A 22,347-nucleotide genomic window follows, 5' to 3' on the forward strand; every position below is an offset into this window, starting at 1 on the left:
TTGAATGCGATCGGCATGATTGAAACACGGGGGCTGACGGCTGCTGTTGAAGCGTTGGATGCGATGGCTAAAGCGGCAAATGTTCAGTTGACCTCATTTAAAAAGGTAGGTTCAGGATTGGTTACAGTCATTATAGAGGGAGATGTGGCTGCCGTTTCGTCCGCCATTGAAGTGGGCAGGCAGGCTCACATTCAAACAGGGGGAGAGCTCATCTCATCGAATGTAATTCCACGGCCACATTCCGAACTGGCAAAGATTCTGTAGGGGAGGTGGGAGCTCGTGTCAGAATTTATGCGTGCGATTGTTCAAGAAGTGCTTCGCCCGGCTGAACGGCCGCCAAAAAAGGAAAAAGAGCCTCCTGCAGTTCATCAGAAGCTGCACCGGCCAAACTATCAGAATGCCATGCGGGAAAAACGGTTGAACGAGTTGAAGGGAAATAATGAGAAAATCACATCTCCAGATGATGAGCTCGTTTCCCGGTTGAATATCCTGACACTTGCCCAGGGAGCTGAGAGAGGAATAACTGTACCTGCAAATCATGGGACCGAAAACACCGCCGCCGGACAACCGTGCGGCCGGCTGATCGGATCAGCCCCATCGGGTCTGGCCGCCTGGCTCTATACCAATCTTCCGCATGAAAGGCTGGAATGGTTTCATCGCCCAATTCCCGCCCAGGGAGTTGCCGTTTTCTCCGCTCCTGTATCATCTCCCGGACAGCTTGTCATCCTTCAGGAGGAATTAAGCCGTACGGAGGATATGAAATATTTCATTCAATGGGACAAAAACGGGAAGACGGCCTTTCTTTTGGAACTCTTTCATAACGATTGCAGGTTACTTGAAACTACCGCAGAAAACATGTGGCAATCTCTAAACCGTCAAACGAAAAAAAAGAATAAACTTTTTTACTTGGAGCAGCCGGGATCATGGCTGTTGAACCAGCTGGAACTCACGGGAATAAGAGGGGCTGTTGCCATTATGGAAGGTCTTGGCCGGTATGAATCCTATTCTCTTCTTTTGCCGGTGCTGCAAGAGCTCGCATCAACCAATATCAGATACAGGATTGAGGAGAAATATCTGGTTCTTTATGGTGCTCATGAACAGCTTGCCAGCTATTTGCCCGGTTTTTTCGGAGAAATCCAACAGTAAGGAGTGAGAAATGTGCATGCATTGGGCATGATTGAAACCGTCGGATATTGTGCCGCTGTATCCGCAGCAGATGCCGCTGTAAAAGCCGCTGATGTGAAGATTGCGGCGATCGAAAAAGTAATTGGCGTTCAGGGGGCATTAGGTGTCACCCTTCACCTCAGCGGAGATGTAGCCGCCGTGGCCTCAGCGGTTGATGCAGGGAAAAAGGAGGCCGAACGGGTGGGGAAGGTCATCTCAGCCCACGTTATTCCAAGCACTCACAGCAATGTGGCAGAAAAACTCCTGTCCCGGTTTAAGCTGAATGCAGATAAACAAACGGAGAGGGGTTAAATGTCTGAAGGTAATGAACAAAAAGCATCAACGGTGCCAATCCAAGAAAACAGGAGGAATAATAGAATGGGCGAAGCGTTAGGCTTGATTGAAACAAAAGGCCTGGTCGGTGCAATTGAAGCCGCAGATGCCATGGTGAAAGCTGCCAATGTGGAAATCTGCGGGTACGAAAAGGTAGGATTCGGTCTGGTGACCGTCATGGTAAGAGGGGACGTTGGTGCGGTAAAGGCGGCTACAGAGGCGGGGGCAAGTGCTGCGAGCCGTGTGGGAGAATTGGTATCTGTACATGTCATTCCACGCCCCCACAGTGAAATTGAAAGAGCGCTGCTGTCTAAAGGAGAATAAGAGTGTATGGCGCCAGGCAGAGTACGGTCGTAAAAAATACCCTGCTTGAACTGCTTTTTTCGGAGAATAAGGAAGTTCCGCGTGTCCTTTCACTCTTAACCTATCACTTCACAGGGATGGAGCAAGGTTGGACACTGCTCAGGGAAGCGGGGAAAAAGAGAATCCGGATGGAAATCGTTGCAGAAGGAACGCTGCTGCAGCATATTACGATTGCCAGTCTGGCCGCAGAGTGCCGTCACGACGCCCTGTATCCGGAATCCTTTTTAACAGGGGATGTTCTTCGGAGAACCGACTATGTCCTCATACCGGTTCTATCATTTTCTTTAGTTTCCGACCTTTTGCGGTTTAATGACCAAAGAACCTTGGTACGCTTTATTTTGCAGGCATTGCTTAACGGTAAAAAAGTAGTTGCACTGTCGTGCGGTGCAAATCCTTTTCATCCGGTGTTTGCCAATAAAAATTTGAACCTCGGAACAGATCACTTAAACGATAAGCTTTACAGCCAAATGACTCAGCTTAAAAAGATGGGCATCAAAGTAGAGGGCTCAGATAACAGCGTGCTGTCCTGGCTGGAAGAAAAGAAAAAAAACGCCTTGATTACAGAAGCGGATGTGCTGCAGGCTTTAAAAAAGGGCCGGAAATTCATTACTGCAGAGAAGCATGAAATCATTACACCGTTGGCAAGGGATGCGGCAAAACAACACAAAATTTCGATTGCCAGAAAGTAAGGGGAAGCGAATATGTACATGGGCGTGGTGATTGGAAGAGTAACAGCTACACGAAAGGATGATAAATTGATAGGCACAAAACTGCTGATTACACAGCCGATCGGCATGGGTGAATCCCAAAGCGGCATGCCGATCATTGCTGTAGATACGGTAGGTGCGGGTGTAGGAGAGAAGGTTCTTTATGTTACGGGAAGCATGGCGTCCCGGGCGGCGGCCAATAAGGATGCACCCATTGATGCAGCCATTGTGGGCATCATTGACAGTCTCGATTGGGAAAGGCAGGGAGGTTAGGAATATGGACACAAAAGGTATTAAAGAAGCCATTCAATGGAGGAAACTCATTGATGTGCTGCTTGATGCCAACCAGTATGCAGACACCATTTTAAAGGGCGGCCAGTTTATTAATGTCATCACACGTGAAATTTATCCAGCCGATGTGGCCATAAAAGGAGAATATATTTTATTGGTTGGGGATTGCACAGACCTGGAAGGACCTTCAACCAAAGTGGAAGATGTGGAAGGTAAGTATATCTGCCCTGGTTTTATTGATTCTCATATGCATTTTGAAAGCGCAATGCTTACAGTTACTGAATTTTCCAGGCTGTCTATCCCCACCGGAACGACCACGATTGTTGCTGATCCACATGAAATTGGTAATGTGCTCGGAGTGCATGGCATACAGGAAATGATTAAAGAGGCAAGGAGACTGCCCAACACGGTCTATTTTACCGTTCCCTGTTTAACGCCGGATGCTCCCGGACTGGAGACAGCAGGAAGGGACATTGGATCAGGGGACATGGCAGAACTGCTAAATGATCCTCTCGTACAGGGGATTGGTGAGATTCAGGGTTTCAGCAATGTCAGACCGGTCTACCAGCATGCTCCTGAACTCATTGATGATCTTATAGCGTCTGTTTCCTACGCAAAAAGCATCAACAAGACGGTGGAGGGAAATGCACCAGCTTTGTTCGGAAAAGAGCTCGCGGCCCATATTATTAGCGGAGGAAACCACATTTCCTGCCATGAGACGACGACCAAAGAAGAAATGATGGAAAAGCTGCGCAACGGTGTCAGTGTGTTCATGAGAGAAGGATCATCCCAGCGGAATATGGCAGAATGCATCCGGGCAATCACGGAAGAAGGAATGGATTCCCGGCGTGCGATCCTCGTTTCAGATGATGTGGTACCGGAAGACCTTATGGAGATGGGCCATATGAATGACATTGTCAAAAGAACCATTGCACAGGGAATCGATCCGGTCGAGGCGATCCAGATGGTGACCATCAATGCCGCTGCCCATTTTGGGTTTAAAGAAAGTGGTGTGCTTACTCCAGGAAAAAAGGCCGATATTGCTGTCATAAATGATCTGATGAACATGACGATTGATTCAGTCTATCTTAAAGGGAAAAAAGCTGCACAGCAAAAGGAACTAATCATCGATCTTCCTGCTTACAAATACCCTGAAATTGTCAAATGCTCTGTCAAACGCAAATCGGTAAAAATAGATGATTTGGCCATTGAAGCTTCTGGATCCAGGGCACATGTCCGGGCCATTAAGGTGATCCCGGATCAAAATCTAACTGGTTCGGCACAATTCCAGTTATCGGTTCGTGATGGAAAGATCCAGCCTTGCCTCCAGCAGGATGTATTGCCCCTATTGGTTCTCGAACGGCACGGCCGATCAGGTCGTATCGGAAAAACCTTTCTTCACGGGTTTCAGTTGAAACGAGGCGCGATTGCCGAAAGCGTGGCGCATGACACGCACAATATCATCGTTTGCGGCACCAATTACGAAGATATGGTAACAGCGGTGAACAGGGTAATTGCGATGAATGGCGGAATTGCACTGATTCATAACGGACGAGTCGTCGGCGATCTGCCACTGAACATCGGAGGATTGATGACCGACGAGATGACAGGGCAGGAAGTCAGTACACGAATTGCTGAACTTCACCGGCTGGCAGAGGAGGAATTAGGGTGCGCAATCCATGTTCCTTTTATGCATCTCTCTTTCTTGTCGCTGGTAACCAGCCCGGAATGGAAAATAACTGATATGGGATTGATCGACGTGGATTCCTTTACGGTTATTCCTACTGTATTGAAGGAGGAAGGCTGATGGGGGTGAAACTTGTTGATTTGTCGCAGGAGATTTACCAGGGCATGCCCGTCTTTCCTCTTCATCAAAAAACAATGATTTTTCCCAATCTTTCTCATGAGGAAAGCATTAAAAAGATCGGTTTCCCCTTTGCCACAAACAACCTTCTCATCAATGAGCACGGACCGACACACAGCGACGCCACTTACGAGTATGATCCCGGCGGGAAGTATATTGACGAAATGCCGCTTGACTATTTTTACGGACCAGCCGTTTGTCTTGATCTCTCCCACATTCAGCCGGAAGACTATATCACACCAGTTGAACTGGAAAATGCTCTGGACCGTTCGGGACAGCTCCTCCAAAAGGGAGATATATGCCTTCTGTATACAGGGCATTATAACCGTGCCTATGGAACAGAGGAATGGCTGAACAGGTATTCCGGCCTGGATTATGAAGGTGCCCGATGGCTTGCTGAAAAAGGGGTGGTAAACATCGGAATTGATGCGCCTGCTATTGACAATCCGCTGGATTTGGACTACTCGGGACACCTGATCTGCAAGGAATACGGCATCACCAATACGGAAAACCTCTGTAATCTTGATCAGGTCGCAAATATGCGGTTCCTCTATTTTGGCCTCCCACTAAGAATCCGGAATGGAACGGGGTCGCCAGTGCGGGCTGTAGCTGTTTTTATTGAATAGGAGGAGTAGCCATGTCCATTCACGATACCTACCGAATTAAGGAGGAAATCTTGATTCCGGCTTATGAGGGCAGAAGCACCCTCATAAAAGCAGGGGAGGAGCTTATCATTATTGATGTGGATGGAAAGCAGGTTGGGGACTTTGTCTGCTTTTCACTGCAAGATCCGGATGAATATGTTTCGCCTGTTCATATGAGGGCCAGCTTAGGCAGTATTTCACTGAAGGCAGGCGATCTGCTGTACAGCAACCGCCGGCGGCCGCTCATGCAGCTGGTTCAGGATACGGTGGGCAAGCATGATTTTTTCTTTCCAGCCTGCGACTATTACCGGTACAAAGTAGACTTTGGACTCGAAGACCATCCGAACTGCCATGATAATTTAAACAAAGCGCTAGCCTATTATTCACTCGGTCATCTTCCGGTACCTGATCCGATCAACTGGTTTATGAATAATATTCTTGATGAAAATGGAGATTACGTTATCAGTGAACCGCTTTCCAAGCCAGGAGATTTTGTACGGTTAAAAGCACTGGATGATGTCATCGTTGCCTGCTCCACTTGTTCCCAGGATCTTGCACCGGTGAACGGCTTTAAAGTAACGGAACTAAAACTTCAGATTTTAAATAAAGCACGTATTTAACATTAGGGTTTTTAGAAGTAAACCCATATCGATTTCATATAGTTTCGATAATACGGATCGAAAGTATCTACTGGAGTACCTTAAATATTCCATGCTATGAAATCATTCTTTTCTTTTTGCCCCGATAAGGAGGAAAAGCATGTCTTCATTGATCATAAAAAACGCTGAAATCATCACAATGAACGAAAAGGAAGAAATCGTACATGGCGACCTTTACGTTGAGGACAACCGAATTAAAGAGATCGGGCCGGGGCTCGACCGCCATGCGGATGTCATCATTAATGCGAAACATAAAACGGTTATTCCCGGTTTTGTCCAAACGCATATTCACCTGTGCCAGACCTTATTCAGGGGACAGGCAGATGATCTCGAATTGATGGACTGGCTCCGGCAAAAAATATGGCCGCTTGAAGCTTCCCATGATGAAGAATCGATCTATTATTCGGCATTGCTGGGAACGGGTGAACTGATACAGAGCGGCACAACCACCATCGTGGATATGGAAACCGTCAATCATACGGACGCTGCATTTCAAGCGATCGCACAAAGCGGCATACGGGCTCTGTCGGGAAAAGTAATGATGGATAAGGGAACGGATGTTCCAAGCCCCTTGAGGGAAAGTACGTCAAAGTCGCTGCAGCAGAGCGCTGACCTGCTGGAAAAGTGGCATGGGAGGGAAAATGGCCGTATTCAATATGCTTTTTGCCCACGTTTTGTTGTTTCCTGCAGTGAGGAGCTGCTCACCGAAGTGCGTAATCTTTCAAAGCAGCATGGCGTGTTTGTACATACCCATGCGGCAGAAAACAAGGGTGAGATCGCCATTGTCGAACAGGAAACGGGAATGCGAAATGTGATGTATCTCGATCATATCGGACTTGCAAACGAAAAATTAATTCTCGCTCATTGTGTGTGGCTCAATGAGGAGGAAAAAAGCATCATCAAAAAACGCAAAGTGAAGGTAAGCCATTGTCCGGGCTCCAACTTGAAACTTTCTTCCGGCATTGCAGAGGTGCCGCAAATGCTGAGGGAGGATATTTTCATCAGCCTGGGTGCAGATGGAGCCCCGTGTAACAACAATCTGGACATGCTAAATGAAATGAGGCTTGCTGCTCTCATCCAAAAACCGATTCACGGTCCAACCTCGATGAATGCAAAAACCGTGTTTAAAATGGCCACCATCGGCGGAGCAAGAGCAGTCGGCATGGAACATGAGATTGGAAGTCTTGAAGTGGGAAAAAAAGCGGACATGGCCATTCTGAATCTTAATGATTTTCATATGTATCCATCCTATGGAACGGACCCCATTTCCCGTATCGTTTATTCAGCTACGCGGGCGGATGTCGAGACGGTGATTATTGATGGAAACATCGCGATGGAAAATCGCATGATGAAAAGGATGGATAAACATACGGTTCTCCATGAATCGAACAAATGTATCCGGCGGCTGCTGAAACGAAGTGAAGGAGTTTATTGATAAGGACTAGTCGATTACACCTGTGCGAAGCAGTTTAAAATCCACATCGACATTCACTTTTATGCTGGAAACGTCTTTGTGCCATTGATCTCTTGTCAAATTTGAGTTTCTGACAGAGCTTCGGTAGCTTTCACCAAACCCAAACGGATCTGTTTCTTTGGAAAGGGCATATTTAATCACATCGTCTGCTTGTTTTTTTATTTTATTTTGTATCACGTTCTGAACAAAGACCATGTTTTTCGGAACATCCAGATTTACCGGGACACGGATCTCGAGCAACCGGGCCCTGATCTTTAATGATACGTTAAATTTCTTTTCCTTTGCATTGATTAAGTCTATTTTGCTGCTGCTTTGCAAGGTATCGATGGCAACAGGAATCCCCTTATTCTCTTTTTTGGGCAAAATGGGATCCAATGACCCCTTAGGAAGAAGAAATTCCATATTGCCGCCTTTATATCTCCCATTGATCAGCTTTATATAGTAGCCTTCCTTGGTGTTTAATTTTCCGACCATTTTATCATTTTTCATAAGAGCAATGCCGTTGATTTTTACACTCTCTCCTTTTCTCTTCAGAATGGGAGCGACCGGATCAAAGCCGGCTGCATAGTGGCCCTTCATAAATTCATGAATGGTAGGTGAAGGAATTTCCTCGTTCTTGATATTTTGGTCCAGGAGCCTGTACAGGTATTCTCCAATATCGGGGATATTTTCATACTGGTGATTAAGAATGTCAGCCGAAGTCGGTTCAGTAATGCACATGTAAACGATTTCACTGATTGAGGGATCTCGAGCGAGTGAGTCAGCAAAATTAATCAGTCCTTTTTTGGCAAGTCTGTCACTGAACAGTGCGACCCGCAGCTGGCCGGATCGGATTTTCCTTGATGACCGTAAATTTTCCAGGTTGACGATGCCTTTGCTCGTGTATCCTTCGTCCGTCATTATATCAACGTTTTGCAGCGCATCAGGATCAACCTGAAGGACCGCCGTTGTTCCTTTTATTTTCCCGCTTCCATCTTCCGCATCATCATAGCCAACAGCAGTGATCAAGCCGACACGTTCAAGGATTTTTGGTTCCGTGCACCCGGAAAGAATCAATGAAAATATCAGTAATACAATAAGGGGAAACGTCTTCATATGGATTTCCTCCTTTTCCTCTCTTTATATGTTTTCTTGATCCATGTAACAGCAAACAACAGGAATGGGTAGCAGAAGACTACCCCAAAAGCAATTTTTGCAAAAAAGCCATTGAGCGTATTTACATCATTTCTGGTTTTCACAAAACAGACTGGAATAATGATCAGCAAGGAAAACCAATAGATGTAGCTCTTCTCATTGCGATGGAATACACGGCTCATGCCCCGGACTGCACACCACAAGTACATCCCCAAGTTCGGAAGAATGATAAGCATCCAGAAGGTAATCGCCAGATATTCGAACCGTTCAACAAAGGGAAAATGAATGATTTTAAAAAGAGTCAGGGTCGCCCAGATTGTGTTTTCCAATTGAGCCCCGCTAAAATAAACGAGTGAAACAATCATCACCGATAAGTAAACAAAAAGCGTATACGCCAGACCGAGCGCAGAAAACTTCAGTGTCTTTTCTTTTTCTTTGATATACGGGTTGATAAAGTACAATACTTCAAATCCAATGATGGTAAAGGTCATATCATAAGCACCCCTCATCAAATGAGTTATGTTCGCTTCCATGACAGGGAGCAAGGAACGCCAATCCGCATATTCAATGGGAAAGATTAAAAGCAGGATCATCCATGCACTGAACAACACACTGAAAAAACAAAGCCCGACCAATACCCTGATACCGCCTGACACCGTATAGATGGCCATCACCACAAGGGTAAGAGCCACAAACCAGGCATCAAGCTGCGGAAACAGCCAGGCCTGGATGACTTCAACATAATTGCGAATGATGATGAAAAAGGCAAACAGGCAATAAAGCATATAAAGAGCACTGAACAGACCCCCAATCCATTTACCGAACACATCAAAATGGATGCCATAAAGATCTGTATTTTCATAAAAGGATAGGGTTTTCACCATAATCAAAAGAACAATAACTGACCAGATACCAGAAATTAAAACCGAAATCCAGGCATCATGGCCCGCACTTTTGAAAACGATTCTTTGAAATCCCTGCAGACCCACTCCTACCTGCACGGAGTGAAGAATAAAAAATAAAAGGAGTGCACTAATCGAATGCTGGGGGCGTTCTGCCAGGTTAATTTTCATGGCCGTCACCTAACCTTCTCCATCTGATGGAGGAAATTTGTATGAGTCTTGGGGACGGGTAGCATCGGGACGTTTATATAAAAATTGTGCGGGAAAGCGAATGATACTGTCTTTCCAGTCTTTGTACCGTGGAGGATAAAAGGGTGCAAGGTATGGAACACCAAGGGTGGACTGGCGAAGCAGATGAATCAAAATAAAACAGAATCCCAGCATGATACCGTAAAACCCCCAAAGGCCTGCCAGAATGATGATTGGAAAGCGAAGCAGGCGAATAACGTTTCCCAGCATGTAGCTTGGGCTTGTAAATGAAGCAAGGGCACTGAGCGCAATGATAATGATGAGGATATTGCTTGTAAATCCGGCTTCAACAGCTGCAGTGCCGATGACGATACCTCCAACGATACCCATGGTCTGCCCTACCTTGGTAGGCAGTCTTGCTCCAGCTTCCCTCAAAAGTTCAATCACGATTTCCAGCAGCAACGTTTCAAAAACAGGCGGAAAAGGAACTCTGGACCGGGATTCCCCCAGTGGAACAAGCAGGGGTTGGGGTAGCACCTCATAATGATAAGTCAACGCTGCAACATAAAAAGAAGTTGCAAATATAGAAAAGACCATAGAACCAATACGAAGCAGTCGTAAAAAAGTAGCAATCTGCCATCGGATATTCTGGTCTTCTTTGCTTTGAAAGAATTCAATCAGCGGATTTGGAAGAAGAAGAGCATGGGAACTCCCATCAATCAAAATCGCTATTTTTCCATTCGTCAGCTGAGAGGCTACCCTGTCCGGCCGCTCGGTCAGAATGCTTTGTGGAAAGATGGACAGCGAATTATCCTCGATGAGTTCTGCAAGCACTGGAGTATCTATGAGCGCGTCAATGGACAGCTTTTGGATTCGTTCCTTAACGGTAGTTACCAGCTCCTCCGATGCAATTTCTTTCAGATAAACAATAGAAGCTCGTGATTTGCTTTGATGACCGATCACAAGCTGATCATGACAAAATGAAGTACTTGAGATAAGTTTGCGAAGCAGGCCAATATTAGTGGAAAGACATTCATTAAATGCCACCTGCATGCCGATGACCTGAGACTCAAGCTCTGGTGTGCTTAATGACCGTGTAATGGATTGCGGGGTGGACGCGAGAAGTACTCTTGGCGTACCATCTAAATGAAGCAATGTACTGCCATTAAGAAGAGATTCTACGGCTTTCTCGGGGTCTTTCTCATTGTTCACATCGCCAACAGAAAGAATTGAATACAATTCTTCTAAAGAATGGATCTTTTTATTTTGAACGGGCTGCAGGATTTGTTCACGAAGGATTTGGCCATCTATCAGCGGTTCCAAATAAAGCACAGTCAGATGAGGACAGACTTCTTTAATGACAAGATCGGCGGCCGAATGAAACTGCTGGCGGAAAAAAGAGATCACCTCTTCTTTGGAAGCAGGGAAACTCTCAATGGTCTTCTCTTTCTCGGAAGGCCCCTGTTTTTTTATTCCTTTTTTAAAAAACATGGACAAAGCCTCCTTTGGTTTCTCTTAACAGAGTGGGCTAAACAGGAGGTAATTATACGGTCAATTTTTGTGCAAAGAAAAAACACGGGCCTTTTCACAAAAGGAAAAGGCTCGTGCTTCGATTCGTTTAATTTTCTGGAAGATAGCGTCTTGCTCCCGCATATTCTTGAGCATAGATTCCTTCAATTTTATCGATTCTTACAGTGGTACTGGAGTTTGGTGAATGAATCATCATGCCATTTCCTGCATACATGCCGACATGGTGGACACTGCCCGTTCCGTTGTTATAGGCAAAGAATAGCAGGTCTCCAGGCTGCAGGTCTTCTTTTGCAACAGGTGTGCCTGAGCGGGACTGAGGTCCTGAGTCCCTTGGGATCGTAATGCCTGCGGCTTTATAAAGCGTATGAGTAAATCCGGAACAGTCAAATCCGAATCCGGAGGTTCCCGCCCAAAGATACGGCAGTCCGAGGAATTTCTTGCCTTCATTCACCAGGTCCTCGCCTGTAGGGGTGGGAATGGATTCATCCGTCAGGTAAACTCGTACGTCCTTGCGGTCAAGGTAACGCGTTTTTCCTTCTGGTGTCACTACCCCAATTGATGTGCTTTTTACTTTAGAGACCGGAAGTCTCGTATTATAGCTGATTTCAATTTGTTTTGTTTTTAAAGAAGCGTTCTTATACAGCCAGGTGGTAGGGCTTTTAACGAGCGCGAAAGGCTTTGTTGCTTCTTTCATTTTAGCGAACTTTTTGTTGTACACGAGCTGTGATTTCGGCATCCAGCCGGGATAGCCGGCTTCCAGTCTTGGTGTTGGCTGCCCGTCGACTGCTACTTTTACCCAATCTCCCTGCTGATCGGTAATGGTGACTTTGTTCCCGTACAAAGCCTGCGTTTCGAGTGGACCCACAAGCCATAGTTTATCCTCGTACGTCATGCTCGTTGTCCATTTTCTCAGATCAACGGGATTGCTCAGTGAAGGTGCGTCCAGTGGCCTGGTTTGTGCAGGCTTTGTCCAAAGCGTTGCTGCAGCTACATCCACATAAGCCGTCGTAGGAGATAGGTCCTTTGTCTGCGGGGTATCTGCACCTTTTGCTGTTCCCGTAAACATTGAGAAAATTAATCCTGCTGCAAAAAGTGTTCCTGTCCATTTTTTTATGTACTTCATGTTGAGCCTCCTTTTTCTGTAGATAATAAAAAATTCCGTTAAAGGAGAACCGTTTCCTTTTTATCAGAAATTTTTCGTTCGAAAGTCATGGATCGGAAGAAGGGGATAGTAAAAAAGTAAGTGCTTTCCTTCAACGAAAAATCCTTGCAGGATCTTTTCAGACAGCAAGGATTATTTTTGATATGAAAGTTGGATGTTCAGGGAATGTGCGAGATTTTTAAATGTATAGGGACCAAAAAAAAGTGTTTCATTGGTTGATTTATTTACACTTAGTATGGTTTCTCCTACAACGGAAGTGGCCGTACGGTAGGCCAATATATCATCGAAATATTCTATTTTTACCGCTAACCCTGCCTCTGACGCGGAGTGCAGCAGATTAAGGACGGCAGGAAGATCATCGGGGTGGACATAGGTTTTTCCTGCTTTATTAAGCAGGGATATTTTAAGATGAAAATTTTCTTTCTTCATACATTTTCCTTTCATGGAATCTGTTCTATACTAAGTATACTGGTACATTGGAAATTTAAATAGTATGTACTTTTTTGATAGGTAGTTACTTTTTGGATACCATGGATCACTAAATAATCAGGGGGATTGGATTCATGAAGGAAAGAAAAAAGCAGTATTTTCACCCAATAGAAGTGACATTGGATGTGGTCTGTGGGAAGTGGAAGGGAGTCATCCTTTGTTTACTGCAGGAAAAGGATTATCGCTTTGGGGAGTTGAAGGATCAGCTCTTTTCTGTTACTCCAAAGGTTTTGACGCAACAGCTGCGGGAACTTGAGGAAGACGGCCTCATTACCCGGACCGTATATCCTCAAGTGCCTCCCAAAGTGGTCTATTCACTTACACCATACGGAAAGGATCTTGAAGATACACTGCGGATGATGGAGAAATGGGGACAGTCGCACCAGCAAAAAGTAGGGGACAACTTCAACGAGGAAGTAAGCGAAGCAGAGCTGTCTTAAAGAAGCAGATTAACTCCTAAGAGCAAAAAGGTTACAAGACTAGCCTTTATAAAGATGGGAGGTACCTGAGTGAAGATAAAAGAAGTGATCCTCCGCACCTGTTGTATGGAAGATCAAAAAAACTTTTACCATGATGTGCTGGGTTTGCCTCTGCTGAAGAGCCGTTTACCCGGTTCTTTAAGAATCGCCGCAGGTGATTCGGTGCTCACTTTTCTTGAAGGGACAGAGGAATCGTATTACCATTTTGCGTTTACCGTTCCTGATAACCAATTTTCGCAGGCGAAGAAATGGGCAAGTGCCCTTGTCCCTTTAAATACGGTTGATGATAAGGATGAAATATATTTTACCAATTGGGATGCGCATGCCTGTTATTTTTACGACCCTGCAGGCAACATTGTCGAGCTGATTGCCCGGCATACGCTGAACAATGGCACTGAGCATCCATTTACTAGCCGGGATATCTTGAATATCAGCGAGATCGGCATGCCGGTGGATAATGTAAAACAAGCAGCAGATCATTTGAAAAAGGAATTAAACCTGAATATATACCATAATGACAGTGCATCGTTTGCCCCGCTTGGGGACGCAGACGGCTTGCTGATCCTGTCCGATAAAAAAAGAAATTGGCTCGGTTCAGGCAAGAAAGCAAACATTTATCCGGCAGAAATCATTTTGGAAGAGGGCCGGATGAAAACAAGCCTGAATGGGTATCCATATACTTTGATGAGTTAAAAAGAGCCGGCACATGTAAAATGATGTGCCGGCTTTTCTTTATTCCACAATACCGCCCTGTGTCACTTCTATATTGGCTTTCACATGAACAGGGATGTTCGGGTACTTCTGATTCCATTCTTTAAAATTAAAACGCCTTGCGCTGCTTCTGGCTCTATCGCCCAGGCCAAGGGGATCGATTCCCTTTTTTTGAAAACGGTCCACCATCTTTTCCGCGTCATGTTCTGTTTGTTTTTTGATGGTTTTTTCAATCATTTCAATCGTTTTCCCTTGATACAGCGGGGTTCCAGCCGCATCATTAACCTTACCTCTCACATGGATGGTGATATTAATTTTTGGGTTGGTATTAGCATTGTAAATATCATAATTGACGTGTGATGACAAATTTTCAAGCGTCAGGTAATTGTCTTTTCCGAGCTTAAATTCATGAGATCCCTGCCGGAAGCTTTGGTACATCAGTTTAAAAATAAAAGAATCTTCAAAGCTGATATGGTCAACGTATTTGGAATGGTCAAAGAGGGCTACACCGACAATGCGGATATGGCCATGCTTTGTATCAAGGAGCGGCATAAATGAATCGCTTCCTTTTCCATAATAGCTGTAATTGAAATGATGGAAATTGGCTCTTGGAAAGGTAAGCTTCATGTTTTGCTCAATCATCTGTTTCAGGTAGGCAGGAACTATCTCACCTACTGGATAATCTTTTGATAACATGTCCTTTGTCGACCCTTTGGCCACTGCGAGGTAGATGTTTCTTCCGACAGATGGGTCCCGTTGCAGGGAATCGATGATCTTGGTGATTCCGCGGCTCGCAAGTTCTTCGTTAAATATGATCACAGAAACCCTACCGGACGCAAAAGGCTTGGGCGACTCCGCCTGCAGGACCTGCCGGATATTTTTGCTTGTATGGGATCGGGCCGAATAAGTGGTGCTCGATAAGACCGCCTGATCGCTCCCGCCTTCGGTTGTCGGTACGGAAACAGTGGCTTGAATTTTATTTCCGTCGACATAATCGTAGCCAACCACACCGATAAGCTGAATATCTTCTAGTACTTGCTTTTGCGGAGTGCACCCAGCAAGGAAAAGTAAAATGGCGGCCGTCATCAGATTTGATTTAGGCATTTTGTTTCCTCCTGACTTTCAGAACGAGCCAATGCAGTACAAATAAAAGAGGAATATAAAAAAAGATAATATAATAGCCTGCTTTAGAAACCAGGCTGTTTAGAAGGTCAATTTCCTGCCGGTCTTTGAAAAAGAGGGTCCCCGCAAATATCAGAATCAGCACGGGAATGAGCGTATGTTTTTGTTTGATCGAATAGACGCGTTTAAATCCTCTCGTGACACACCAGACGGCGATACAGATATTGGGAAGCACGACAAACAGCCATATGGAGATCCCAATGTATTCAAATCGTTCAACAAAAGGCAACTCAACAATTTTCCAGAGCGTAAGTGTCGCCCAGATGGTATGCTTCAACTGGCCCTGGCTGTAATAGGCAAACGATTCAACCGCTGTGATGAGATACAGTAAAATGCTGAAAAACACACCCCATTGCGACCATTTCTCCGACTTTTCGGGATGTTTGATAAATGGATAGTACAGCAAAAGCATTTCGAAGCCAAGGTAGTTCAAGGTCATCGTTTTTGTTGCAACAAAATAATCGGTTACGGAATGGTCGAATAAAGGCAGGATGTTATAAATATGAGAATCTTTGACGGCAAAGTATTTTAAAAAGATAAGCGGTGTCCCAAGAATAAAGCTAAAAAACCCAATTGCAGTAACAATACGGAAGCCGCCGCTGACAAAATAATAGACAACGCCCAATAGAATCAGGGAAATTCCCCATGTATTGATGTGCGGAAACATCCATACCTGGATGACTTCAATGTATGTTCTTAGAACGGTAAGGGCCAAGAAGCCCGAATACACAGTGAATAAGGTGCTTAATACACCGCCGATGGCTTTGCCGGCAATGTCCTCATGTACGGCCACAAGGTCACCATCACTGTTTTTCAACATGCGGTAGCTCATCCATACAAGCAGGTGAATAAGAATTCCACCGGTGATGACTGCCATCCATGCATCATGTCCGGCCGATTTGGCAATATATCGTTGAAATCCCAGTACGCCTACCCCAACCTGCATCGTATGAATCAGGTAAAATGCAAAATAAGGGGAAACTAATCTATTTTCTTTTGGCTGCAGATTCATGGTCCCACCCTCTTTTGTATGTTTCGTGAAGCGGATTACTCTTCAATGTCATTTTTCTGTTTGCCGCGTTGGGAATTAAAACGTACCGGATCCGCTGGCCGCATCTGCATCGGACGGAGACTTTGGCGGTTAAATGGGAGCCGGAATAACGCATCCTTTAAATCGGTGATCCTTAAAGGGAACAGCGGAGCGAGATATGGCCGTCCAAGGGATGTAAGACGTAACATATGCCCTAAAATAAAGGCAGAACAAATGGCCACACCAAGCATTCCCCAAAATTGGGCAAAAATTAAAAAAGGAAAACGGATCAAACGAATGGTATTACTCATCTGGTAAACGGGTGTCGTAAAGGATGCCAGAGCAGCGAGTGCTACGATGATCAGCAGGACGTTGCTCGTTAACCCTGCCTGTACGGCGGCTGTTCCGATAACGATACCTCCAACAATCCCGATCGTTTGTCCGACCTTTGATGGCAGACGAGCACCAGCTTCCCTTAAAAGCTCAATCGACAATTCGAGAATAATGGCTTCCACGATCGGGGGAAAGGGGATGCCAGAACGTGAGGCGATCAAGGTGCCCAGAAGGTCGGTCGGTATCATCTCATAATGAAAGGTTAGAACAGCAACATAAAGTGGTGTGGACAGAACGGAAAAGAGAACGCCAAAAAGGCGGATCATCCTGAAAACAGAGGCAATATGCCAGGATAAAAAATAGTCTTCAAATGCGGAAAAGAATTCAACTAGCGTTGTTGGCCCAGTCAGGGCGCTTGGGGAACCATCGACGAGAACGGCTACTTTCCCTTCTGACAAAACGGCAGCTACCCGGTCCGGGCGTTCCGTATTGATAAGCTGTGGAAACGGGGAGTATTGGTCGTCCGATATCATTTGAAGAATGTAAGTACTATCCAGAATATGGTCGTATTCAATGTCTGAAATCCGCTGTTTCAGTGTATTGACGTTTTCCATATTCACAATCCCGTCAATATAAAGAATGACCACGCGCGTTTTTGACAGCTTGCCAACTGTTACTTCCTTTACGTGAAGTTCAGGTATCGGCAATCTTTTACGAACCATATTGATGTTGACTTCGAGAGTTTCGATAAACGCCTCTTTTGGTCCCACAACGCTGAATTCTGTTTCGGGTACAGAGATCTGCCGTTTTTCAGCGGTAGCAGCCGGGATTAGCAGGCAATCTTTTTTTCCTGGACGAGACTGAACAATGACTGAGCCAGTCAGCACGCTGTCCATTATAGTCTGGACATCGCTTGTATGTTCAATGTTTTCCACAGGAATTTCCTGAGAGAGCTCTTTCAACGATAAGGAAGAACAACTGGTTAAATAAGGGATGAGATCCTTATGAACCAGTTCAGGATTTACCATACTTTTATAATAAGAAATCGTAAATGGATGCTTATCGCTTTTTGTAAATGAAACAAAATCCTTTGAGGCCCTGCATTTTTCCATCAGCTGTTCGAAGGTAAGCTGGGTTTTAGCTTGCCCGGAAGACTGGTTTTGTGAACGATCCTGTTTTTTTTGCCGTCGTTTCCCGAACATAAAAAGACTCATTCCCTCGTTTTAAGTATGTCTATTTGTATATCATTCCAATTGTGCAGCTCTCTATTCAACCAAAAAAACAAGGGCAAATCCATTGATCTTTTATTATACTTGTAATAAGAAGTAAGCGCTTGGGGGTTATGAGAATGGAATGGAAAAAAGAGAATTATGCGATTTCTACCGATAAAACATTGCTGGATCTTCCCATGATTCATGAGTTTTTGTCACAACAGTCATATTGGGCAAAGGGGATTACGAAGGAAAGGGTAGAGAAGGCCATCAAAAATACACTTTGTTTTGGGGTGTACGAGATGAAAGATGGGAAGCTTGTTCAAGCCGGTTTCGCGCGGATTTTAACAGACTACGTTACAACTGCCTATTTATGTGATGTGTTTATTGACAGAAGGCATCGGGGGAAAGGGCTTTCCAAATGGCTGGTCCAAACAATCATTTCTTTTGATGAACTGAAGGAAGTAAGAGGGATGCTGCTGGCCACAGAGGATGCGCATGGACTCTACAGCCAATATGGATTTGAAGTGGTGGATCCTGGACGATACATGAAAAAGAAAATAAAAGAAGAACAGCAGAACTGATATCTGCTGTTCTTTTTTACGAGAGCTTTAATATATACAGCATGAGTATAAAATGAGAAGCACTGCCGGCAAGGACAAACAGATGCCAAACTGCATGGTTATAGGGAAACTTGCGCCAAACGTAGAAAAAGGCACCCACGGTATACAAAATTCCTCCGGCAAACAGCCAGGCAAGAGCTTCTTGTGAAAGGTTGAGGATCACACGGTTAAAGGCAAATACAATCAGCCACCCCATCAGTACGTAACCAATGGTGGAAAGAATCACAAACCGTTTGGTAAAAAAGATTTTAAAGGCGACTCCGGCAAGGGCGATTCCCCAGACCGTTCCAAACAATGACCAGCCCAAGGCTCCTTTAACGACAAGCAGAAGGATAGGGGTGTAGGAACCCGCTATAAACAGATAGATGGCGGAATGGTCCATGATCTCAAAAATATCTTTGACTTTGCCTTCAGGAAAGCTGTGGACAAGGGTGGACGCTGTATATAAAAGCAGCATCGTTACCCCGAAAATGGCAAAACAGGTGATAGCAAGCGGTGTTCCCTGTGCACTGGCAAATACAATAAGAAGAATCAGCGCGATGATGCTAAAAACCGCTCCGATTCCATGGGTGATGGCATTGATGATTTCTTCACGCTTCGTATAGGTGAAAGCCTCCATTTTTTCACTTCCTTTATTCCGGACTAAAATGATGTTTCAATCATTCTAACACAGAAAAAGAGCTCAAGTGAATTTGAGCTCTTGTCTTTACATCATTTCTCCGGTCTGCTGTTTGGCAGGCAATACTTTCCCTGTCGATTTCCGGTTGGTGCGCTCTTTCATTTCAAGGCGTCTTGCAACCAAAGACAAGGAATAGTTAACAAGAAAATACATCACGGCGATCAGAAGAAAAATGGGGATAACATAATTAACATTCTTTCCATTTACAATCTGAGCATTGTGAAGCAGCTCTGGCAAGGAGATTACAACTGCCAGTGATGTATCCTTCAACAAGGAAATAAACTGGCTGACAATCGGGGGAACCATACGGCGCAGAGCTTGTGGGAGAATAATATGCTGCATGGTCTGCATATACGTGAGACCCGACGACCGTGCGGCTTCAATCTGCCCTTTTTCAATGGAATTCAGTCCGCTTCGAACAATCTCGGAAAGCATGGCGGATTCAAAAATGATAAGAGCTGTGATGGCAGCCATTGTTACGCTTAATTTAATTCCGACCTCAGGAAGGGCGAAAAACGTGAAGAAAATGATCAGCAAGAGAGGAAGGTTTCTGATCACTTCCACGCAGACCGCAACAATTCTTGATAGAACAGGAATCTTGGCATAACGCAGGATGCCAAGGATGCTTCCAATGAGAAAGCTGAAAATAATAGCGATAAAAGCGACGAGCAGCGTTGTACCCAGACCTTTCAACAAAAAGAGCAGATTCCCTGAGGAATAAGCACCGATAAAATCCATAGAGCTCCTCCCCCTTATCCGCTTACAGCCAGGCGCCGTTCAAGGTATCCGACGAACAAGCTGAGCGGAATCGTTAAAATGAGATAGAATACGGCGACAAAGATATACACGTCGAACACGACATAGGTGGCTGATGAGATGGAATCGCCAAAATACATAAGATCCAATCCGGCCACAACTCCCAGAATCGATGAATTCTTTACAAGATTAATAAACTGATTGCCCAGGGGCGGAATAACTATCTTAATTGCCTGCGGCAAAATGATGTATCTCATCGTCTGAATATAGGTGAGGCCCGACGACCGGCCGGCTTCCATCTGGCCCTTGTCCACCGAAAGGATGCCAGCGCGAATGGCTTCGGCAATAAATGCCGCTGTATAGATGGAAAGGGCAATGGTCCCAGCCTGAAATCCGGAAAGTTCCATCCCCAGGGTCGGCAATCCATAGTAAAAAATAAACAGAATAAGAATAAGGGGAATATTACGGACAAATTCAACATATGCAGTTCCAGCACCCTGTAGCACTTTCATGGGGGAAATTCGCATTACCGCAATGATAACACCGAGAATAAAACTGAAAATTAAAGCGAGGAGGCTTGCTTTCAGTGTATTTCCGAACCCTTGCAAATACGTGTCAAGGTTATTTGTGAGAATTGTAAAATCAAGCATGTTTTCCCTCCTTTATGAAAGAAGAAGAGATGGACACAGGGGTCCATCCATCTTCACCGGACTTTATTGTTCTTTAATCCATTTGCTTTTGATTTTGTCATATTCTCCGCTGTCCTGAATTTCCTTAATAAAGTCATTTACATATTTAGTGAATTTGTCATCGCCTTTATTCAGGGCGATTCCATATGGTTCATCGGTAAATGGCTCACCTACCAGTGTATAGCTGGGATCCTGGTCTGCCATGCCGTACAGGATAGAGTTGTCGGTGGTCAATGCATCACCTTTGCCGGCTTTCAGAGCGGTGAATGCTTCCGCGTAGTTTTCAAATTCCAAAACCTGTGCTTCAGGAGCCTTGTCTTTAATGTTCTGAACAGAAGTGGAGCCTTTTACTGCAAGGACTTTTGTACCTTTTTTAATATCGTCGATGCCTTTGATCTTACTTCCTTTTTTCACGAGAAGGGACTGGCCGGCTTTAAAATAAACGTCAGAGAAATTCACTTCTTTTTTACGTTCAGGGGTGATGGTCATGGTTGCAATGATAGCATCGATATCACCGTTTTTAAGCATTTGCACACGTGTTTTTGAAGTGACTTCCTTGAGCTCCAGTTTTTTCTCATCACCAAAGATCTTTTTTGCAAGTGCTTTGGCGATATCAATATCAAAGCCTTCCACTTTGCCGCTAGACGGATCTTTGTAGCCGAACAGGTTGGTATCATATTTGACCCCGACGACCAGTTTTCCACGTTTCTTTATTGCGGAAAGCGTATCCTTGGATTCTTTTCCTCCTGTTTTATCAGAACTGCCGCATGCGGAAAGCATGCTGATGATCAGTACAAGAATAAGTGCAATCAGCCAGTTTTTTTTTGTTTTCAAATGGTTCAGCTCCTTTAATGGTTTAATACTCTGCTTAAGAATAAGCGGGCCCGGTCTTCTCTGGGATTGGAAAAGAAGGCAGCAGGCTCGCTGTCTTCAAGAATCCGGCCATGGTCCATAAATACGACACGGTTCGCTACTTCTCGGGCAAAACCCATCTCATGCGTAACCACGACCATCGTCATGCCGTCTTTCGCAAGTGTTTTCATCACATCGAGTACCTCGCCGATCATTTCGGGATCAAGAGCAGAGGTTGGTTCATCAAAAAGCATGATATGAGGTTTTAAGGCAAGACCTCTGGCAATGGCCACGCGTTGCTGCTGCCCCCCGGAAAGCTGGGATGGGAAGGAATCTGCCTTGTCCGGAATTCCCACTTTATTCAAGTAGAACATTGCGGTTTCATTTGCTTTTGCTGTGGAAATACCTAGAGCTTTTCTTGGAGCGAGGGTAATGTTTTCAAGCACAGTCATATGAGGATACAAATTAAAATGCTGAAAAACCATGCCGATTTCTTTACGAAGGTCGTTAATGTTTGTATCTTTGCTTTTTAACACTTTTTTGTTAACAATGAGTTCACCGTCCGTAATGGTCTCAAGACGGTTGATGCAGCGAAGCAGGGTGCTTTTCCCTGACCCCGACGGGCCAACGACAACAACAACTTCTCCTTCTTTAATCTCCAGGTTAATATCAGTGAGAACCTGAAAATCGCCGAAATGTTTATTCACATGCTTAAATGAAATCAATCCAATCCCCCTTTTTATGTATTAAAACTCAGGTAGTTGTATTCCTGAAGTTTTTCTCAGGTTTTTATTTCAAGAATCTTTTGAATATATTTCGACCATCAGTTACAAAATTCCTTTTTTTTCTTCTTATTATTTTTGGAAGGGATTTTTTTGGAAGGAATTTTTACATAGG

Annotated in this window: 26 protein-coding genes and 1 riboswitch; of the genes, 13 read left to right on the top strand and 13 right to left on the bottom strand. The window is 44.8% G+C overall.

The window, feature by feature from the left end; all coding sequences use genetic code 11:
- From AS030_RS03885 to AS030_RS03930, 10 genes are all read left to right on the top strand, one after another.
- Positions 1-264, top strand: coding sequence for a BMC domain-containing protein (locus AS030_RS03885; RefSeq protein WP_276203838.1), 264 nt, complete (start codon positions 1-3; stop codon positions 262-264).
- 15 nt (positions 265-279) lie between these two features.
- Positions 280-1,146 (top strand): hypothetical protein, encoded by an 867-nt coding sequence (locus AS030_RS03890; RefSeq protein WP_061968613.1) that lies wholly within the window; start codon positions 280-282, stop codon positions 1,144-1,146.
- Positions 1,147-1,158: 12 nt separating this feature from the next.
- On the top strand, positions 1,159-1,476 hold the full coding sequence (locus AS030_RS03895; RefSeq protein ID WP_082635690.1) for a BMC domain-containing protein: 318 nt from the start codon (positions 1,159-1,161) through the stop codon (positions 1,474-1,476).
- Positions 1,477-1,542: 66 nt separating this feature from the next.
- Entirely contained in the window at positions 1,543-1,821 is a 279-nt protein-coding gene (locus AS030_RS03900; RefSeq protein WP_061968615.1) for a BMC domain-containing protein, read from the top strand.
- 2 nt (positions 1,822-1,823) lie between these two features.
- The gene (locus tag AS030_RS03905) at positions 1,824-2,549 is read left to right on the top strand and encodes a hypothetical protein (protein ID WP_061968617.1); all 726 of its coding nucleotides are present in this window, start codon (positions 1,824-1,826) and stop codon (positions 2,547-2,549) included.
- 12 nt (positions 2,550-2,561) lie between these two features.
- The gene (locus tag AS030_RS03910) at positions 2,562-2,840 is read left to right on the top strand and encodes a EutN/CcmL family microcompartment protein (protein ID WP_061968619.1); all 279 of its coding nucleotides are present in this window, start codon (positions 2,562-2,564) and stop codon (positions 2,838-2,840) included.
- Between the two features lie 4 nt (positions 2,841-2,844).
- Positions 2,845-4,665, top strand: a complete 1,821-nt coding sequence (gene ade / locus AS030_RS03915; protein WP_061968621.1) for an adenine deaminase — start codon at positions 2,845-2,847, stop codon at positions 4,663-4,665.
- Positions 4,665-5,348 (top strand): cyclase family protein, encoded by a 684-nt coding sequence (locus tag AS030_RS03920; RefSeq protein WP_061968624.1) that lies wholly within the window; start codon positions 4,665-4,667, stop codon positions 5,346-5,348. Before ade ends, AS030_RS03920 begins: the two co-directional genes overlap by 1 nt.
- Positions 5,349-5,359: 11 nt before the next feature.
- The gene (locus AS030_RS03925) at positions 5,360-5,986 is read left to right on the top strand and encodes a DUF1989 domain-containing protein (RefSeq protein ID WP_061968627.1); all 627 of its coding nucleotides are present in this window, start codon (positions 5,360-5,362) and stop codon (positions 5,984-5,986) included.
- Positions 5,987-6,000: 14 nt separating this feature from the next.
- Positions 6,001-6,103, top strand: a riboswitch (purine riboswitch).
- A gap of 22 nt (positions 6,104-6,125) precedes the next feature.
- Positions 6,126-7,460, top strand: coding sequence for a 5'-deoxyadenosine deaminase (locus AS030_RS03930; RefSeq protein ID WP_061968630.1), 1,335 nt, complete (start codon positions 6,126-6,128; stop codon positions 7,458-7,460).
- 6 nt (positions 7,461-7,466) lie between these two features.
- Here the strand turns inward: AS030_RS03930 and AS030_RS03935 are convergent, their stop codons facing one another.
- The 5 genes from AS030_RS03935 to AS030_RS03955 form a co-directional block, all read right to left on the bottom strand.
- Positions 7,467-8,594: a Ger(x)C family spore germination protein gene (locus AS030_RS03935; RefSeq protein ID WP_061968633.1), complete on the bottom strand. Its 1,128-nt coding sequence runs from the start codon at positions 8,592-8,594 to the stop codon at positions 7,467-7,469.
- Entirely contained in the window at positions 8,591-9,706 is a 1,116-nt protein-coding gene (locus tag AS030_RS03940; RefSeq protein ID WP_061971517.1) for a GerAB/ArcD/ProY family transporter, read from the bottom strand. Before AS030_RS03940 ends, AS030_RS03935 begins: the two co-directional genes overlap by 4 nt.
- Before the next feature lie 9 nt (positions 9,707-9,715).
- On the bottom strand, positions 9,716-11,215 hold the full coding sequence (locus AS030_RS03945) for a spore germination protein (RefSeq protein ID WP_061968635.1): 1,500 nt from the start codon (positions 11,213-11,215) through the stop codon (positions 9,716-9,718).
- A gap of 127 nt (positions 11,216-11,342) precedes the next feature.
- Positions 11,343-12,377 carry a C40 family peptidase gene (locus AS030_RS03950; protein ID WP_061968637.1) on the bottom strand — a complete coding sequence of 345 codons (1,035 nt, stop codon included), beginning with the start codon at positions 12,375-12,377 and terminating at the stop codon, positions 11,343-11,345.
- Positions 12,378-12,548: 171 nt separating this feature from the next.
- Positions 12,549-12,845: a hypothetical protein gene (locus AS030_RS03955; RefSeq protein ID WP_061968639.1), complete on the bottom strand. Its 297-nt coding sequence runs from the start codon at positions 12,843-12,845 to the stop codon at positions 12,549-12,551.
- A 134-nt stretch (positions 12,846-12,979) separates the two neighbouring features.
- Here AS030_RS03955 and AS030_RS03960 point away from each other — a divergent pair, with 134 nt between their 5' ends.
- Both AS030_RS03960 and AS030_RS03965 read left to right on the top strand, forming a co-directional pair.
- A complete protein-coding gene (locus AS030_RS03960) occupies positions 12,980-13,345 on the top strand; it encodes a winged helix-turn-helix transcriptional regulator (RefSeq protein WP_061968641.1) in 366 nt (121 codons plus the stop codon).
- Positions 13,346-13,414: 69 nt separating this feature from the next.
- On the top strand, positions 13,415-14,077 hold the full coding sequence (locus AS030_RS03965; protein ID WP_061968644.1) for a VOC family protein: 663 nt from the start codon (positions 13,415-13,417) through the stop codon (positions 14,075-14,077).
- A 39-nt stretch (positions 14,078-14,116) separates the two neighbouring features.
- Here AS030_RS03965 and AS030_RS03970 read toward each other — a convergent pair whose 3' ends face one another.
- Genes AS030_RS03970 through AS030_RS03980 form a run of 3 tightly spaced genes read right to left on the bottom strand, consistent with a single transcriptional unit; the run spans position 14,117 to position 17,842 of the window.
- The gene (locus AS030_RS03970) at positions 14,117-15,199 is read right to left on the bottom strand and encodes a Ger(x)C family spore germination protein (RefSeq protein WP_061968646.1); all 1,083 of its coding nucleotides are present in this window, start codon (positions 15,197-15,199) and stop codon (positions 14,117-14,119) included.
- The gene (locus tag AS030_RS03975; RefSeq protein WP_061968649.1) at positions 15,192-16,289 is read right to left on the bottom strand and encodes a GerAB/ArcD/ProY family transporter; all 1,098 of its coding nucleotides are present in this window, start codon (positions 16,287-16,289) and stop codon (positions 15,192-15,194) included. Before AS030_RS03975 ends, AS030_RS03970 begins: the two co-directional genes overlap by 8 nt.
- A gap of 35 nt (positions 16,290-16,324) precedes the next feature.
- Complete coding sequence (locus AS030_RS03980; RefSeq protein ID WP_061968651.1) at positions 16,325-17,842, bottom strand: spore germination protein; 1,518 nt, start codon at positions 17,840-17,842, stop codon at positions 16,325-16,327.
- Positions 17,843-17,988: 146 nt separating this feature from the next.
- On the opposite strand from AS030_RS03980, the gene AS030_RS03985 reads away from it, so the two are divergent.
- A complete protein-coding gene (locus tag AS030_RS03985; RefSeq protein ID WP_240482202.1) occupies positions 17,989-18,435 on the top strand; it encodes a GNAT family N-acetyltransferase in 447 nt (148 codons plus the stop codon).
- Between the two features lie 16 nt (positions 18,436-18,451).
- On the opposite strand, the gene trhA is transcribed toward AS030_RS03985, so the two are convergent.
- The 5 genes from trhA to AS030_RS04010 form a co-directional block, all read right to left on the bottom strand.
- Positions 18,452-19,093, bottom strand: a complete 642-nt coding sequence (gene trhA / locus AS030_RS03990; RefSeq protein WP_061968656.1) for a PAQR family membrane homeostasis protein TrhA — start codon at positions 19,091-19,093, stop codon at positions 18,452-18,454.
- 87 nt (positions 19,094-19,180) lie between these two features.
- Positions 19,181-19,891, bottom strand: a complete 711-nt coding sequence (locus AS030_RS03995) for an amino acid ABC transporter permease (RefSeq protein ID WP_061968659.1) — start codon at positions 19,889-19,891, stop codon at positions 19,181-19,183.
- A gap of 14 nt (positions 19,892-19,905) precedes the next feature.
- Positions 19,906-20,559, bottom strand: a complete 654-nt coding sequence (locus AS030_RS04000) for an amino acid ABC transporter permease (protein WP_061968662.1) — start codon at positions 20,557-20,559, stop codon at positions 19,906-19,908.
- 63 nt (positions 20,560-20,622) lie between these two features.
- Positions 20,623-21,378 carry a glutamate ABC transporter substrate-binding protein gene (locus tag AS030_RS04005; protein WP_061971519.1) on the bottom strand — a complete coding sequence of 252 codons (756 nt, stop codon included), beginning with the start codon at positions 21,376-21,378 and terminating at the stop codon, positions 20,623-20,625.
- Between the two features lie 68 nt (positions 21,379-21,446).
- On the bottom strand, positions 21,447-22,175 hold the full coding sequence (locus tag AS030_RS04010) for an amino acid ABC transporter ATP-binding protein (RefSeq protein ID WP_061968664.1): 729 nt from the start codon (positions 22,173-22,175) through the stop codon (positions 21,447-21,449).
- Positions 22,176-22,347 lie beyond the last annotated feature (172 nt).

The sequence above is a fragment of the Fictibacillus enclensis genome, from assembly GCF_001457035.1.
Lineage (GTDB): Bacteria > Bacillota > Bacilli > Bacillales > Fictibacillaceae > Fictibacillus_C > Fictibacillus_C enclensis.